This window comes from Clostridium sp. UBA6640 (assembly GCF_002455975.1).
Lineage (GTDB): Bacteria > Bacillota > Clostridia > Clostridiales > Clostridiaceae > Clostridium_J.
The window spans coordinates 1-15,745 of record NZ_DKLM01000102.1 but is presented as its reverse complement, the minus strand read 5'-3'; the positions used below and the strand labels follow the sequence as shown (position 1 = coordinate 15,745).

General features: G+C 29.8%; 14 protein-coding genes. All 14 read right to left on the bottom strand.

Annotated features, from left to right (window positions below; genetic code table 11):
- Positions 1–238: 238 nt before the first annotated feature.
- The 14 genes from sigK to alaS all read right to left on the bottom strand — a co-directional run bounded on the left by sigK (position 239) and on the right by alaS (position 15,692).
- Positions 239–949: an RNA polymerase sporulation sigma factor SigK gene (gene sigK / locus B2W91_RS11085; RefSeq protein WP_291580810.1), complete on the bottom strand. Its 711-nt coding sequence runs from the start codon at positions 947–949 to the stop codon at positions 239–241.
- Positions 950–1,146: 197 nt separating this feature from the next.
- The gene (locus tag B2W91_RS11080) at positions 1,147–2,823 is read right to left on the bottom strand and encodes a penicillin-binding transpeptidase domain-containing protein (protein ID WP_291580809.1); all 1,677 of its coding nucleotides are present in this window, start codon (positions 2,821–2,823) and stop codon (positions 1,147–1,149) included.
- A 71-nt stretch (positions 2,824–2,894) separates the two neighbouring features.
- The gene (gene udk, locus B2W91_RS11075) at positions 2,895–3,515 is read right to left on the bottom strand and encodes a uridine kinase (protein WP_291580807.1); all 621 of its coding nucleotides are present in this window, start codon (positions 3,513–3,515) and stop codon (positions 2,895–2,897) included.
- A complete protein-coding gene (locus tag B2W91_RS11070) occupies positions 3,515–4,744 on the bottom strand; it encodes a peptidase U32 family protein (RefSeq protein ID WP_291580806.1) in 1,230 nt (409 codons plus the stop codon). The genes udk and B2W91_RS11070 overlap by 1 nt, the downstream gene beginning before the upstream one ends.
- Positions 4,710–5,393, bottom strand: coding sequence for an O-methyltransferase (locus B2W91_RS11065; RefSeq protein ID WP_291580805.1), 684 nt, complete (start codon positions 5,391–5,393; stop codon positions 4,710–4,712). Before B2W91_RS11065 ends, B2W91_RS11070 begins: the two co-directional genes overlap by 35 nt.
- Before the next feature lie 262 nt (positions 5,394–5,655).
- Entirely contained in the window at positions 5,656–6,657 is a 1,002-nt protein-coding gene (gene mltG / locus B2W91_RS11060) for an endolytic transglycosylase MltG (RefSeq protein ID WP_291580804.1), read from the bottom strand.
- A 25-nt stretch (positions 6,658–6,682) separates the two neighbouring features.
- Positions 6,683–8,503 carry a translational GTPase TypA gene (typA, locus tag B2W91_RS11055; RefSeq protein ID WP_291580803.1) on the bottom strand — a complete coding sequence of 607 codons (1,821 nt, stop codon included), beginning with the start codon at positions 8,501–8,503 and terminating at the stop codon, positions 6,683–6,685.
- A gap of 133 nt (positions 8,504–8,636) precedes the next feature.
- Positions 8,637–8,987, bottom strand: a complete 351-nt coding sequence (locus tag B2W91_RS11050) for a YlbF family regulator (protein ID WP_291580802.1) — start codon at positions 8,985–8,987, stop codon at positions 8,637–8,639.
- A 65-nt stretch (positions 8,988–9,052) separates the two neighbouring features.
- Positions 9,053–10,708 carry a ribonuclease J gene (locus B2W91_RS11045; RefSeq protein ID WP_291580801.1) on the bottom strand — a complete coding sequence of 552 codons (1,656 nt, stop codon included), beginning with the start codon at positions 10,706–10,708 and terminating at the stop codon, positions 9,053–9,055.
- A 196-nt stretch (positions 10,709–10,904) separates the two neighbouring features.
- Complete coding sequence (locus tag B2W91_RS11040; protein WP_291580800.1) at positions 10,905–11,357, bottom strand: Fur family transcriptional regulator; 453 nt, start codon at positions 11,355–11,357, stop codon at positions 10,905–10,907.
- Positions 11,358–11,929: 572 nt separating this feature from the next.
- On the bottom strand, positions 11,930–12,181 hold the full coding sequence (locus tag B2W91_RS11035) for a DUF1292 domain-containing protein (RefSeq protein ID WP_291580798.1): 252 nt from the start codon (positions 12,179–12,181) through the stop codon (positions 11,930–11,932).
- A 32-nt stretch (positions 12,182–12,213) separates the two neighbouring features.
- The gene (gene ruvX, locus B2W91_RS11030) at positions 12,214–12,624 is read right to left on the bottom strand and encodes a Holliday junction resolvase RuvX (protein WP_291580796.1); all 411 of its coding nucleotides are present in this window, start codon (positions 12,622–12,624) and stop codon (positions 12,214–12,216) included.
- Positions 12,625–12,710: 86 nt separating this feature from the next.
- The gene (locus B2W91_RS11025; protein ID WP_414633122.1) at positions 12,711–12,983 is read right to left on the bottom strand and encodes an IreB family regulatory phosphoprotein; all 273 of its coding nucleotides are present in this window, start codon (positions 12,981–12,983) and stop codon (positions 12,711–12,713) included.
- A 60-nt stretch (positions 12,984–13,043) separates the two neighbouring features.
- Positions 13,044–15,692 (bottom strand): alanine--tRNA ligase, encoded by a 2,649-nt coding sequence (gene alaS, locus B2W91_RS11020; protein WP_291580794.1) that lies wholly within the window; start codon positions 15,690–15,692, stop codon positions 13,044–13,046.
- Between the last annotated feature and the right edge of the window lie 53 nt (positions 15,693–15,745).

Here is a 15,745-nt window from a genome sequence, read left to right as displayed (position 1 = left end):
TTTCATTGTGGAACCCTATATACATAGTATGCAATTATAAATTTAAATCCTAGTTTTTTTTGAAGAAATTAATTTGTAATAATTACTTTAAATTCATCAATCACTAGCTTTATAATTCAAATGCATTCCACAATTCACATCTTCAATTTAATTTTATACTCTTTAATATTATTCTGTAAATATCACTACATTTAAAAACTCATACTAAATTATATTAAATACCTCTATGCTTTAAAAATCAATAAGTACTATTATCTGGGCTATTTAATTCTTTACATAGTTTTTTTAATGCTCTCTTCTCTATCCTTGATACATAGGACCTTGATATCCCTAGTATTTTTGCAATTTCTCGTTGAGTTTTACCCTTTCCATCAATAAGCCCATACCTCATTTCAATAATAAGCTTTTCTCTTTCCTGCAAAACAGTATTGATTTTGCCATAAAGCTTTTTCACCTGAATTTTGTTTTCTACTATTTCTATAATAGAATCCTTATCACTACTTAATATATCCATTAATGAGATCTCATTACCTTCTTTATCGATACCTATAGGGTCTTGTAAATATACTTCACCCTTTATCTTTTTATTATTTCTAATAAGCATTAAGATCTCATTTTCAATACATCTTGCAGCATAGGTAGCTAGTCTTGTTCCCTTAGAACTATCAAAAGAATCAATTGCTTTTATTAGACCTACTGTACCTATGGAAATTAAATCATCTACTTCTTTACCTGGGAAAGAGTATTTTTTAACAATATGCGCCACCAATCTTAAGTTTCTTTCCACTAAGATATTTTTCGCTTCAATGTCTCCCTCTTTAAACTTTTGTAAACATTCTCTTTCCTCTTCCTCCGTAAGAGGTTGTGGAAATGAGCTACTTCCGGATACATAAGCTGTTAATAAAGTAATGTCTCCAATCACATTAAAGAACCAATTGAAGAAAACCATAGCTGTTCCCCCTAATAGTGCTTATTATAATAATATGATTGGAAAGCAAAAAAGTAGCCTGTACACTAAAATTTTTTCTACCTTATTTAATTGAAATAACCCTTGACAAATCTAATATTCTTCAATTCATTATAAAAATATTAAGCATCTTCAATAAAATAATGAATTAATATTTTACTGAAGACGCTTTAGTGCACTTACAAATAATTGGATTTTATTAATCTATCTATAGCTTCTCTAAATACATAGGCAGCAGTAGTACCACCTGCATCATTTACAATATCTATTTCCGGTATAAATATCACCATAGAATAAAATTTATCTTTATACTTGAAGTATCCTACAAACCATCCATCTGAGTATTCTTTTCCATCTACAAAATACTCCGTAGTACCAGTCTTTCCACCCATGTATAATCCTTCAATGTTAGTTTTTCTACCTGTACCTATTTCAGAAGTTATGACTTCTCTCATTTGTTCTTCCATAATAGTAGCAGTTTCTTCTGATAGTACTCTATACTTCTCCACGGGCATTTCTTCTATTGTATGTCCGCTATTATCCACATAACCTTCTAAAATTGTTGGCTTTACATATATACCTTTATTAACTATAGTACTTGGAATAGCTGCCACTGCCAATGGCGTAGTTCTTAAAGTTTGACCTATAGCAGTATTAGTAATAACTCCAGACTTATCTTTTTCATTTAATCCTTCAATAGCACCCTGTGCCTCATCGTGAAGATTTAAAACTGAATTTAGTAGCCCTTGGTTTTCTGCATATTCAATTATATTATCTAATCCAACTTTCCATCCTAGCTGTGCAAAAACATCATTTGAAGAGCGAAGGTAAGCTTCATTTAAAGTATATACTCTCTGCTTCTCAATACTTCTTGGAAATATATTCTTAATTTCATACTCATCTTTTAAATCAGCTAGTCTTAAATCCAAAGCTGCTTCAAATACTATAGTTTTAAATACTGAGCCCACTAGAAAGCCATTATTACTAGGTACTCCTATATTTATATTAGATATATTATCATCTTTTTGAGCCATTGATAATATCTTTCCACTTTCACTTTCCACAAGAGTAAGTCCTATTTGAGGATATTTATTAAATGTTTCACTTCTTAAGGTTTCTTCCATAAGATCTTGTATATTTTTATCCAAGGTTAGCTTCACATTTACATTACCTTCAGGTATTATAGTTTCCTCTCCTACTATTTTTCCATTTACATCTTTTTCATAACGAATTTTATCAAATTTATTCTTTTTAATCTTGTTATATATGTCCATCTCTAGAGATTTAGATTCTTTAAACTTTTCATCTTTATAATTTTGTGGAGAAGTTATTAAATTTTCAATCTTCCAATTCTTTTTCTTCATAGCATTTTTTTGTTTATATGTATAGATTCCATTAATACTTTTAGAACTATTCAATTTTTCATAAGTTTTAGAGTCTATTTCATAAGTATATTTTTGACTTTTATCTTTATATTTTATTTGTGATAAATCATAATCCTTATTATGATTTCTCAATATATAAGTTACAGTTTGTATGTCTTGCAAGCTTGTATCATTATTTAAAGTTAAAAAAGTTGTAGGATCTATTACTGCAAAATATTTATATTGATAATCAAAAAGCTCCTCATTATTTCTTCCTAATAATTTATAGTTCATATTACTTATGTTTTCTTCATAGTAATATTGCATATCAGCCATTACTGAATAAGTTTCTTGTTTATAATACTGTATATAATATAGTCTGCCTAATAGTACAAGAAAACTACAAATTAGTAATACTGCTATAATATAAATTCTATTAATAGTGATCTCTTTCCACTTATAACTCATAAAACTATAAGTTTTTTTCCTCATAAAAACACCTCCCTTTAGCTTAAATTTTTGACTAAAGTGAGGTGTTATATTCTCAATAATATATATTTCTACTATTTTTGTAATATTTGCTTTATATTGGCTGTTATTATATCTATAGCAACCTTATTCTGTCCACCTTCTGGTATTATAATATCTGCATACCTTTTAGTGTTCTCTGTAAATTGCTCATGCATTTGCTTAACTACTGTTAAATATTGAGTAATAACTGAATCTATAGTTCTTCCTCTTTCTTTAACATCCCTAACCATTCTTCTTATAAATCTTACATCTGGATCCGTATCTACATATATCTTTATATCCAGCATATCACGAAGTATTTCTTCTTGTAGGACTAATATTCCTTCCAATATTATTATATCCCTTGACTCAACTTTAACAGTTTCTTTTACTCTATTATGTATCTCGAAATCATAGATTGGCTTTTCTACAGCCTCTCCATTTACTAACTTGTTTAATTGTTCAACTAATAATTTAGTGTCAAAAGCATCTGGATGGTCATAGTTTGTTTTAACTCGTTCTTCTGAAGTTAAATGACTTTGATCTTTATAATAAGAATCTTGCTCTATCATAGCTATACAATCTTCTCCAAAGCTTTTATATATCTCTTTAGCTATAGTACTTTTTCCTGAGCCTGTGCCCCCTGTAATTCCTATTAAAACTGGACGATTCATTAATTCTTATCCTCCTTAGCCTTTACAAGTATATCATTTTTTTGTAGTTCAGTATCTACCTTAACACTAAACAACATTTGTGCCCTAGGAGCTGAATCTATCTTGTTTCCTTTATCATCTTTCATATCTTTTAAAGTTATTTCTATATTGTCACCAACTGGTCTTAAAACTTCAACTACATCATTATCAAAAACTTTATTTCTTTGCTCTATAACTGCTACATTATTTTCTTTATCAAATTCCACAACATTTCCAACAATATCGTAATTTCTTATATATGAAGAAGATTCATATATCTGGCTATCTTTATCTCCAAGATAAAAACCTGTATAGTATTTTCTATGACTTGGTTTTTGAAGATTTTCCAACCACTTTTGCTGGAATTTGTACTCTTTTGGATTTTCAAAATATGCATCTATTGCTTCTCTATATGCCTTAACCACTGTAGCTGCGTAATAAGCACTTTTCATTCTACCTTCTATCTTGAAAGATATTGCTCCCGTATTCATAAGCTCTGGAATATATTCTATCATACATAAATCCTTAGAGTTCATTATGTATGTTCCTTTATCATCTTCAATAATTGGGAAATACTCTTCATTTCGCTTTTCTTCTACAAGACGATATTTATATCTGCAAGGTTGAGCACATTGCCCTCTATTGGCATCTCTTCCTGTCATATAATTAGATAATAAGCATCTACCTGAATATGACATGCACATTGAACCATGAATAAAAATTTCAAGATCTAAGTCCTCTGGAACTTTATCTTTAATATCTTTGATTTCTTCTAATGTTAATTCTCTAGCTAAAACTATTCTTTTAACACCTTGCTTATGCCAAAATATTGCTGATTTATAGTTTACATTATTTGCTTGCGTACTTAAATGAATTTCAAGATTAGGAACTACTTCTCTAGCTGTCATTATTATTCCAGGATCTGCAACTATAATGGCATCTGCACCTATTTCATAAAGTTCTTTTAAATAATCTTCTAATCCTTCTAAATCTTCATTATGAGGAAATACATTCATTGTTACATGAACCTTTTTTCCTCTTGCATGAGCATACTCTATTCCCTCTTTTAACTCTTCATTAGTAAAATTATCCGCAAAAGCTCTTAAGTTTAGTTTACTTCCACCTAAGTATACAGCATCCGCTCCAAAGTCAATTGCAGTTTTTAATTTTTCTAAATTACCTGCTGGAGCTAATAACTCTGGTTTTATCATTCTCATTCCTCCTTACAGTTAAAGCAATACCATCACCCATAGGTATAACTGTGGTTACTAAATTTTCATCATTAGAAACCATATCTAAATAACTCCTCATTCTTTTAACTATGGTTATTTTTCTTCTTTTCACCAATTCATCAGAAGCTACCATACCTCTAAATAATACATTATCTGCTACAATTACTCCATCTTCTTTTAGAAGTCTTAAACAATGAGGTAAAAAATGATTATAATGTCCTTTTCCTGCATCCATAAAAATCATATCATATTCATCTTTTAAATTCTCTAATATCTCTAAACAGTCACCTTCGACTACATTTATTTTATCTTCTAGTCCATATTTTTCAATATTTTCTTTAGCTAATTTTATCATATTTTCGTCTCGTTCAATAGTAGTAATATTATTATTACCACCGGATGCTAAATTCATTAAAATAGATGAATATCCTATGGCAGTTCCAAGTTCTAAAATTTTCTTTGGCTTTTTTAAGCTCACCATAAATTGTAGAAACTTAGCTCCTTCTTTTTGGATAATAGGTACCTTATTTTCTATTGCAAAATCATGCATCTCCTTTAAAATACCAACATCATCTGGAATAAGATTTCTTAAATATAATTCCATATAATCATGTGTAACTCCGCTCATAAGTATCCTCCACTTTAATATATAACATTTTAATCCAAACTAAAATATAAAGCCTTATATATAAGACTTTAATCCATAATTCACAAATTTTACCACTAAATATTGACAGTGAACAATTATGTAAATTCTTATAGTATAATTAGAATCTTGTTATAAATTGTCCATTGCCAATGATTAGTTAAGTAAAATATCAATTCTTAACAATATAGTTTTTTAAAATTTTCATGTAAAATCCTAGCAAATATTATATAAATATTTGACTTTAGAATCCCTGAGTTTTTTCTTTAACACTTAAAAATTCATCATAGTTATCTGTGAAAAAATGTGTACCATCATTATTAGAAACAAAGAATAAGTAATTAGTTTCTGCTGGATTTATAGCAGCCTTTATTGCTTCACTTCCTGGCGAGCTAATTGGTCCTACAGGAAGTCCATTAACTAAGTAAGTATTGTACGGAGAATTTACTTCTAAGTCTTTTTCATATAACTTATCTTTATGTTTTCCTAGTGCATAAATTACTGTAGCACAGGATTGAAATTTCATATCTTCTTTTATTCTATTATAAAATACTGAAGCTACAATATCTCTTTCCTTAGGATTACTCGTTTCTCTTTCTACAATAGATGCCATAGTTATTATATTATATAACTCTTCATCATTTAAAGGCTTCTCCTTAGTTAACTCTTTAATTACTTCATCAAATCTACCATTCATAGTCTTGATTATTTCTTCACCAGATACTCCCTTTTTAAAACTATAAGTATCTGGGAATAAAAATCCCTCTAAGTCATATTTTCTTTCACTATTGGACTTAATGTAGCTTGGCAACTTATACTCTTTAATTGCTGATATAAATTCATCTTTACTAATTATATCCGCTTTTTCTAAAGTAGTAGCTATTATATCTACATCATATCCTTCTGGAATGGTAACTTTAATACTATCCTTATCTAAACTAGCATCTTCAAGCATATCAATAAATTCTTCTACTGACGCATTTTTAGCTATATTGTAACTACCTGGTTTTATGTTAGGTTGAAGTTTCTTTTGCTTAATATAAAGCTTAACTAAAGTTGGATTCTTCAACTTATCTTCACCTTTTAGCTCTTCAATTACGCTGTATAATGTGTCTCCTTCTTTAATCTCGATAGCAAAATCTTCTGTAGTCTTAAAAGGATGCTTTGCATTGCTATTATAAAATATTCCCCCTAATAATAACGCACATACCAAACATATGGCAGCAATAATAATTCCTTTTTTCACAGAATCACCCCATTATAAAATTAATTTATTTTTTTGCCGCTCTTTTTCTTAAATTTGAATCTAATATCTTCTTTCTCATTCTTATGTTTAATGGCGTAACTTCTACAAGTTCATCAGAAGCTATAAAGTCTAAACATTTTTCTAATGACATTTCATTAGGTGTAACTAATTTTAATGCATCATCCGCACCAGATGATCTTGTATTTGTAAGTTGTTTTTTCTTACATATATTTACTTCTACATCTTCACTTCTTGAGCACTCCCCAATAACCATACCGTGGTAAACTGGAATTCCTGCTCCTATGAATAATGTTCCTCTTTCTTGTGCATTAAATAATCCATAAGTAACTGATTCACCAGTTTCAAATACAACTAGTGATCCTCTGCTTCTCTCAGCAATTTCACCCTTATAAGGCTCATAGCCCTCTAATACGCTGTTCATTATACCATTACCTCTAGTATCAGTCATAAATTCATTTCTGAATCCTATAAGACCTCTTGATGGAACTTTAAACTCAAGTCTAGTGTATCCATTTATAGCACTTGTCATATTGACCATTTCAGCTTTTCTAGGTCCTAACTTTTCCATAACTGGTCCCATAAATTCTTCTGGTACGTCTATAGTTAAATGTTCGATTGGCTCAAGTTTTTTACCGTTTTCCTCTTTATATATAACTGTAGGTTTAGAAACTTGGAACTCATATCCTTCTCTTCTCATTGTCTCTATTAATATAGATAAATGAAGCTCTCCTCTTCCACTAATTTTAAAGCTATCAGCAGAATCTGTTTCTTCAACTCTTAAGCTTACGTTAGTTTCTAATTCTTTCATAAGTCTATCTCTTAAGTGTCTTGATGTAACAAATTCACCATCTTGACCAGCAAAAGGAGAATTATTAACTATAAAATTCATGCTTAATGTTGGCTCATCTATTTCTACGAATGGAAGTGCCTCAGGGTTTTGAGCATCAGCAATTGTCTCTCCTATGTTTATATCTGAAATTCCTGAAATTGCAACTATATCTCCTAATTTAGCTTCTTCTGTTTCTTCTCTTTTCAGACCATTATATGTATATAAATTAGAAATTTTAACATTTTTTATAGTTCCATCTTTTCTCATTAACGCAACGTTTTGATTTTTTTTGATAGTTCCTCTAATTACCTTACCTACACCAATTTTACCAACATACTCATTGTAATCTAATGATGTAATAAGTAATTGAAGTGGAGCATCTAACTCTCCTTTTGGTGGCTCAACGTGCTCTATTATAGCTTTAAATAATGGTTCCATGCTCTCTGACTCATCTTCTAATTCTTCTTTAGCATATCCGTCTCTTGCAGAACCATATATAACTTTAAAGTCTAACTGCTCATCAGAAGCTCCAAGCTCAACAAATAAGTCAAATACTTCATCAATAACCTCTGCAGCTCTTTCGTTTGGTTTGTCTATTTTATTTATTACAACTATTGGTTTTAAATTAAGCTCTAAAGCTTTCTTTAAAACGAATTTAGTTTGAGGCATAGCCCCTTCATAAGAGTCAACTACTAGTAGAACACTGTCTACCATCTTTAGAACCCTCTCAACTTCTCCACCAAAATCTGCGTGTCCTGGAGTGTCTATAATATTAATTTTTATATCTCCATATTGAACTGCCGTATTCTTTGACAGAATTGTTATTCCTCTTTCTCTTTCTAAGTCATTAGAGTCCATTACTCTTTCCTCAACCTTTTCATTTTCTCTAAAAACCTTACTTTGTTTTAATAGTGCATCAACTAATGTAGTCTTACCATGGTCAACATGGGCTATTATTGCTATGTTTCTTATGTCTTCTCTTGTGAATATATTCATTATTTTCCTCCATCTTTCATCAATTTTCTACAATTCACGTACAAAAGAAAATTGGATACGAAGTCTGTATCCAATTTTAATTAACTATACCTATTCTAATATTATGTTTAAAAAAAGTCAACTTTACGGAGAATTATTCTCTAGTGTCAATTTCTGCTTCAATTCCCATAGCCTTTGTCAGAATTTTCATTACATCTTCCCACATAACTCCAAAGTTAGCTTCTGCTTGAAGAAACTTTCCAATATCAGGATTTAATGTAAGTACTGAGCCCATACTTTCAAGTTTTTCCTTTATACTATCTGATAACTTACCTTTTTCAATTTGTTCACTATAAGCCTCAAATTGAACTTTTCTAAAATCATCTAACATATTTTTGTTAGCTTCATTTTCTTTTATCTTTTTAAAACTTTCTCTGTACTCAACAACTTCATTACATTCTTTTAAAACTCTGGCAAATTCATGAGCCTTGTCATATATATTCATATAAATTCCTCCTTATTTAAAAAGTAAAATAAGATGCTAAAATCTGTAAGAATATATTATATAAGTTAAACTTCCATTATTATAGGTAATATCATAGGACGTCTTTTAGTCTTTTCATATAAATACACTCTTAATACTTCTCTTATATTAGACTTTATCGTCGGCCATTCTGTGATTTTATTTTCTTCACATTGTTTAAGTGCATCTCTAACTAAAATCCTTGCTTCCTCCATTAAATCCTCTGATTCTCTTACATAAACAAAACCTCTAGATATAATGTCTGGACCAGCAATTACCGTTCCACTTTCTTTTTCTATAGTTACAACAACTGTAAGTATTCCATCCTGAGATAAATGTTTTCTATCTCTAAGAACTATGTTACCTACATCTCCAACACCTAGTCCATCAACAAATACTTGACCAGATACTACTGATGCTGATTTTTTTATTGAATCTCTTGTCAATTCAATTACATCACCATTTTCTCCAATATAAACATTTTTTTCTGGTAATCCTAGCTTCATAGCTAACTCTCCATGCTGTTTTAAATGTCTATATTCGCCGTGAACTGGAATAAAGAACTTAGGTTTTACTAAAATTTGCATAAGCTTTAGTTCTTCTTGGCAAGCATGCCCTGAAACGTGAACCTCATAAATAACCTGAGCTCCTTTTTTGAAAAGTTGATTTATAACCTTGGATATCAACTTCTCATTTCCTGGTATTGGTGTGGCAGATATTATAACTGTATCTCCCTCTGAAATATTTACTTTTTTATGGTCTGATGAAGCCATTCTTGAAAGTGCAGACATTGGTTCCCCTTGGCTTCCTGTAGTTATAATAACAATCTGATTATCATTATACTTTGAAATGGCATCTATATTTATTAGGATATCTTTTTCAAGCTTAATATAACCAAGCTCTATAGCTACTGCCATAATATTCTCCATACTTCTTCCAGATACTGCAACCTTTCTACCGTGCCTACTAGCTGCTTCAATTATCTGTTGAATTCTATGGATATTTGATGCAAATGTAGCTACTATTATTCTTCCTTTTGCAGTAAAGAAAATCTTTTCAAAACTTTCACCAACAGTACTTTCTGACATAGTATATCCTGGTCTTTCTACATTTGTACTGTCAGCTAACATTGCTGTTACCCCTCTTTTTCCAAGCTCTGCAAATCTAGTTAAATCTGCTACGCAACCATCAATTGGAGTAAAATCTATTTTGAAATCACCAGTATGAAGCACTACCCCTAATGGTGTATGAATAGCAATAGCTACTGAATCTGCTATACTATGACTAGTTCTTATAAATTCTACTGAAACATTTTCAAGCTTGACTATATCCTTTGGTTTAACATACTTTAACTCCACTGAACTTAAAAGGCCATGTTCTTTAAGTTTTGTTTGAACAATACCTAATGTAAGCTTTGTTCCATAGACAGGAACATTAATTTGCTTTAAAATATAAGGTAATGCACCTATATGATCTTCATGTCCATGAGTTAAAAATATACCTTTAACCCTTTCCCTATTCTTTATAAGATAATGCACATCTGGTATAACTACATCTATACCTAACATATCATCATCTGGGAATTTAAGGCCGCAATCGATAACAACAATATCATTCTTGTACTCAATTACAGTAAGGTTTTTGCCTATTTCATTAAGACCTCCAAGTGGTATAATTTTAATTTTTTCTCTTTCTCTTCGCACTTTCTCCCCTCCTTTGTAATTTTATATATATTTAAATTAATTTGTTATTCTATTTAATATCTTCAAGAAAACAATTTACTAGTATCTTAAACTATTTTATGTTATGTTGTATCATCAAAATCTTCACATAGTTCGGTATAAGCAGATTTTACTACTTCTTCTAACAGAAAATAGACTTAAATTCTTATCTTACTTATTATCTTTCAGATACCTTATTACATTCTTTACATATTCCATAGAATTTCAAACTATGATTTTCAATTTTAAATTTGTATTTTTCTTCAATAACCTCTTCTATTTCGTGAAGTAAATCACCCTGAACTTCAATTACTTTATTACAAGAATTGCAAATTAAATGATGATGTTGATGACTATCATCGCCTTGACAAAGTTCATATCTACTTCTTCCATCATCTAAGTCTAATTTACATACTACGCCCATCTCTTCTAGTAATTGAACAGTTCTATAGACAGTTGCTAAGCCTATTTCAGGGCAGTCTATTTTTACTAAATCATATAGCTCTTCAGCCGTTAAGTGAGCCCCTTCGCTATCAATTATTCCGTTTAGAATGGCTCTTCTTTGAGGGGTTAATTTATACCCCTTTTCTTTTAAAACTTCTTTTAAAACTTCAATTCTATCATGAGACATATTAACCCATTCCATCTGTTACGTAAAACTTATAGAACTCTATAAAAACATTATAAACATTTATATTTTCCTTACACTCAACATATCGAATATTAAATTCTAACATATATACATTGAGAAAGGAGTCTTCATATAATTCACCACTTAATATTTTAATTCCTTAACAGATAATAATATTTTAAAATTGTCATAATTATTTTTAATAACTTAACTTTTATTATATGTTAGTAATTATTTTATGGCTATAATCATTTTTAATATTGCCAAATATTTCGTGTGGCTTTTTAATGTTCTTTTCAAATTTTATAATATTACTTGTTTTAACGTAACTCCTCCTTTCTCTATTTTCCATATCTTATTATTGCATTACGCTGTAATCCACGTAATTTTTTATAAGTTTTGAGAAATTCTCAATAGAATAACATTTCAAATCAATAACTATAAAATTTAATATTTTTAAATTTTATTTTATATAGTTTTTTTAATTACTAATAATCTCTTTATATTAACTATCTATTATTCTTATAAGATAGATATTTTCAAATGATAATTACAGGATAATAAAACAAAGTTTATTCTTCAAATATAGCTTCATAAGCTTCTGATATCATTTCAAATTCATCTTCATCTTCTACTGGAACTAATAAATCATTTCCTTCTTCATCTTTTTTAATTTTTAGTGCTATAGCGTCTAAATCTTCTTCTCCACTTGGAACAACTATAACATATTCCTCTTCTTCTANNTCTAGCTTAGTTATAACATCAAACTCAATTTCTTCTCCATTTTCATCAATTAAAGTAATTTTTTCAACATAATTTTCCATAACTATTTCTCCTATTCTATCATAATAATTATTTAATATATACTGTCTAAATATCCTTGTAATATGTATATTGCTGCTATTTTATCTACAATTTTCTTTCTCTTGCTTCTTGATAAATCTGCTTCCAGCATAACCTTATGAGCAGCAACAGTGGTTAATCTTTCATCCCAAAATTTTATTTCTTCATCTATGTGCTTTTTTAATTCCTCACAAAATGCCATGACCTTTTCTCCTTGAGGTCCTATGGTTCCATTCATATTTTTAGGAAGTCCTGAAATTATCTTTTCCACATTATATTCTTTACATATTTTTATAATTTCATTTATATCATCTTCTAATTTTTTTCTTTTTATTGTAGTAATGCCTTGAGCTGTTAGTCCTAATGGATCACTTACTGCCACTCCAATAGTTCTATCACCAACATCTAATCCTAGTATTCTCATTAAGAATCTCCTTATGCAAAAGTCTCTATATTTAATAATAACTTTAGTGTATGCTAAATTAAAATAAAAATGCCTATAAGGCATTTTTATTTTATATCTAGATAAGATTTTAAAACCTCTTCCAATATATCGTCTCTTTCTAGTTTACTAACTAATGCTCTTGCTCCATTATAGTTTGTTATATAAGTTGGATCACCTGAAATCAAATATCCTACTAGTTGATTAACTGGGTTATATCCCTTTTTCTTTAAGGCATCATATACGTCAGTCAGTATCATTTTTGTCATATCTTTTTTATCCTTCACACCTTCAAACTGAACTGTATTTTGATTATCCACTATAATCTCCCTCTTTCCCATCGCTTAAACGACCAATAGATATTTTAATAATATTATAAAACATATACTCCAAAAAGTACACTATTTAACTAAACTTTCTAATACTTCCTTAGCTTTATCCATTGCCTCTTTTAATTTTTCTGGTATTTTTCCACCTGCTTGAGCCATGTCTGGTCTTCCACCACCGCCACCGCCAGCGATAGTTGCAGCTTCTTTAATTATTTTACCACAATGAACCCCACTTGACACAGCATCTTTTGTAGCCATTGCTACAAATTGAACCTTATCTTTTGAGGAAGCTCCTAATATGACAACGCCACTTTGAAGTTTATCTCTTAATTTATCACTAAGATTTCTAAGAGCCTCTCCTTCAACATCATTGATCATTGCCACTATAGCTTTTACGCCCTTTATGTCTATTACTGAACTTATAAGTTCATCTTCTAATCCACTATTTAATTTTTCTTTTAAACTCTGAACTTCTTTATCTTTATCTTTAAGCTCTTGTAGTAATAATTGCAGTTTATTAACTACATCTTTCTCTCCACATTTTAATATTGAAGAAACCTCTTTTAAGAAAGTATTTTTATCTTCTACATATTTAACTGATTTTGCTCCAGTTATAGCCTCAATTCTTCTAATACCTGCTGCAACTCCACTTTCACTTATGATTTTAAATAACCCTATCTCTCCAGAGTTCTTAACATGAGTTCCTCCACAAAGCTCTTTACTGAAGTTTCCTACGGATACAACTCTAACATCCTCTTCATACTTATCATCAAATAATGCTACTGCACCACTATTTTTAGCTTGTTCTATAGTCATAACATCAGTATTTATGCTATAGACTTTCATAATTTCCTCATTTAATTTATTTTCAACCTTTTTAAGTTCTTCTTCACTTAATGCAGCAAAATGAGTAAAGTCAAATCTCAATCTCTCATCATCTACATAAGAACCTGCTTGGTTTACATGATCCCCTAAAATTTCTCTTAAAGCTTCATGAAGCATATGAGTAGCTGTATGATTTTTGCATATATTTTGTCTTCTTCCACTATCAACCGAAAGCTCAACTATATCTTCTAAATTTACTTCGCCTTCTACTACTTCTACAAAATGAAGGATTTTCCCACCAACATTTTTCTTACAATCATAAACTACAGCTTTAAACTTATTATTAGAGATTATGCCCTTATCTCCTACTTGACCTCCCATTTCAGCATAAAATGGAGTTGTAGAAGTAATTATTATACCTTTTTCTTTAGCAGCTAAAGTTCCCACAAATTCATCATCTTTAATTAGAACTTTTACTTCTGAAGAATCTACTATTTTATTGTATCCACTAAAAGCAGTTTCTATATCTGCAGGAATTTTATTTAAAATTCCATCATCATTGCCCATGTAGCTTGAATCTCCTCTAGCTGCTCTAGCTCTTTCTCTTTGGTTTTTCATTTCTGTGTTAAAGCCTTCTATATCAACTTTTAAATTCTTTTCCTCTAAAATCTCCTCTGTAAGTTCTAGTGGAAAACCATAAGTGTCATAAAGTTTAAAAACTTTTTCACCTTTTAAAGTATCTTCGTTAGAAGTTTCTAACTCTTCAATATATGATTTTAATATTTCCATTCCTGAATCTATAGTTTCACTAAATCTTTCTTCTTCTAGCTTTATTACTTTTTTAATGTAACTAGATTTTTCACTTAATTCTGGATAAGCGCCCTTAGAGTTCTCTATTACTATATCACATAGATTATTTAAGAATATCCCCTTTATTCCCATTAATCTACCATGTCTTGCTGCCCTTCTTAATATCCTTCTTAAAACATATCCTCTACCTTCATTTGATGGTAATACTCCATCACTAATCATGAATGTTACACTTCTAACATGGTCAGTTATAACTCTTATAGATATGTCTTCTTTTTCATTATAGCCATATTTTTTATTAGATATTCTGCAAACTTCATCTAATATTGCTCTAATTGTGTCAACTTCAAAAATACTGTTAACTCCTTGCATTATGGTTGCCATTCTTTCAAGTCCCATTCCTGTATCTATGTTAGGACTTGATAATTTGTTATAATTTCCTTCTTCATCTTTATCAAATTGAGTAAATACTAGATTCCAGAACTCTATAACTCTATCTTCATCAGAAGCTTTTTCAAATTCATCAGCAGTCTTTATTTGCCCTAATTCAGGTTTTCTATCAAAATGAATTTCAGAACATGGTCCACATGGTCCTGGGCCAGCTCCAACCTCCCAAAAATTATCTGCTCCTAGCCTAAAAATACGATTTTTATCTATATCTGTTTTATCTACCCATATTTCAAAAGCTTCATCATCTTCTAAATGTATAGTTACATATAATTTATCTTTTGGTATTCCTAAAACTTCTGTTACATATTCCCAAGCCCACGGAATTATCTCTTCTTTAAAGTAATCTCCAAAAGAGAAATTTCCAAGCATTTCGAAAAAAGTACCATGTCTAGAGGTCTTACCTACATTTTCTATATCTCCAGTTCTAATACACTTTTGGCAAGTAGTAACTCTCTTACTTGGTGGGGTTTGTAATCCTGTAAAATATGGTTTTAATGGAGCCATACCAGCATTTATAAGTAGTAAGCTCTTATCGTTTTTAGGTACTAACGGAAAGCTTTCTAATCTTAAGTGATCTTTACTTTCAAAAAAATTTAAATAAGATTCTCTAATTTCATTTAATGACATATTTTTCATATCTATTCCTCCTCCTATAAATTATAGAGTTCCACAATGAAAATTTAACTTAT

Coding starts and splice junctions, on each gene's coding strand:
- typA (WP_291580803.1), bottom strand. CDS start 8,503: ATGAATATATTCACAAGAGAAGACATAAGAAACATAGCAATAATAGCC.
- B2W91_RS11070 (WP_291580806.1), bottom strand. CDS start 4,744: ATGATAAAACCAGAGTTATTAGCTCCAGCAGGTAATTTAGAAAAATTA.
- B2W91_RS11080 (WP_291580809.1), bottom strand. CDS start 2,823: ATGAGGAAAAAAACTTATAGTTTTATGAGTTATAAGTGGAAAGAGATC.
- ruvX (WP_291580796.1), bottom strand. CDS start 12,624: ATGAGAATACTAGGATTAGATGTTGGTGATAGAACTATTGGAGTGGCA.
- B2W91_RS11065 (WP_291580805.1), bottom strand. CDS start 5,393: ATGAGCGGAGTTACACATGATTATATGGAATTATATTTAAGAAATCTT.
- alaS (WP_291580794.1), bottom strand. CDS start 15,692: ATGAAAAATATGTCATTAAATGAAATTAGAGAATCTTATTTAAATTTT.
- B2W91_RS11025 (WP_414633122.1), bottom strand. CDS start 12,983: ATGGGAAAGAGGGAGATTATAGTGGATAATCAAAATACAGTTCAGTTT.
- B2W91_RS11040 (WP_291580800.1), bottom strand. CDS start 11,357: ATGTCTCATGATAGAATTGAAGTTTTAAAAGAAGTTTTAAAAGAAAAG.
- udk (WP_291580807.1), bottom strand. CDS start 3,515: ATGAATCGTCCAGTTTTAATAGGAATTACAGGGGGCACAGGCTCAGGA.
- B2W91_RS11050 (WP_291580802.1), bottom strand. CDS start 8,987: ATGAATATATATGACAAGGCTCATGAATTTGCCAGAGTTTTAAAAGAA.
- sigK (WP_291580810.1), bottom strand. CDS start 949: ATGGTTTTCTTCAATTGGTTCTTTAATGTGATTGGAGACATTACTTTA.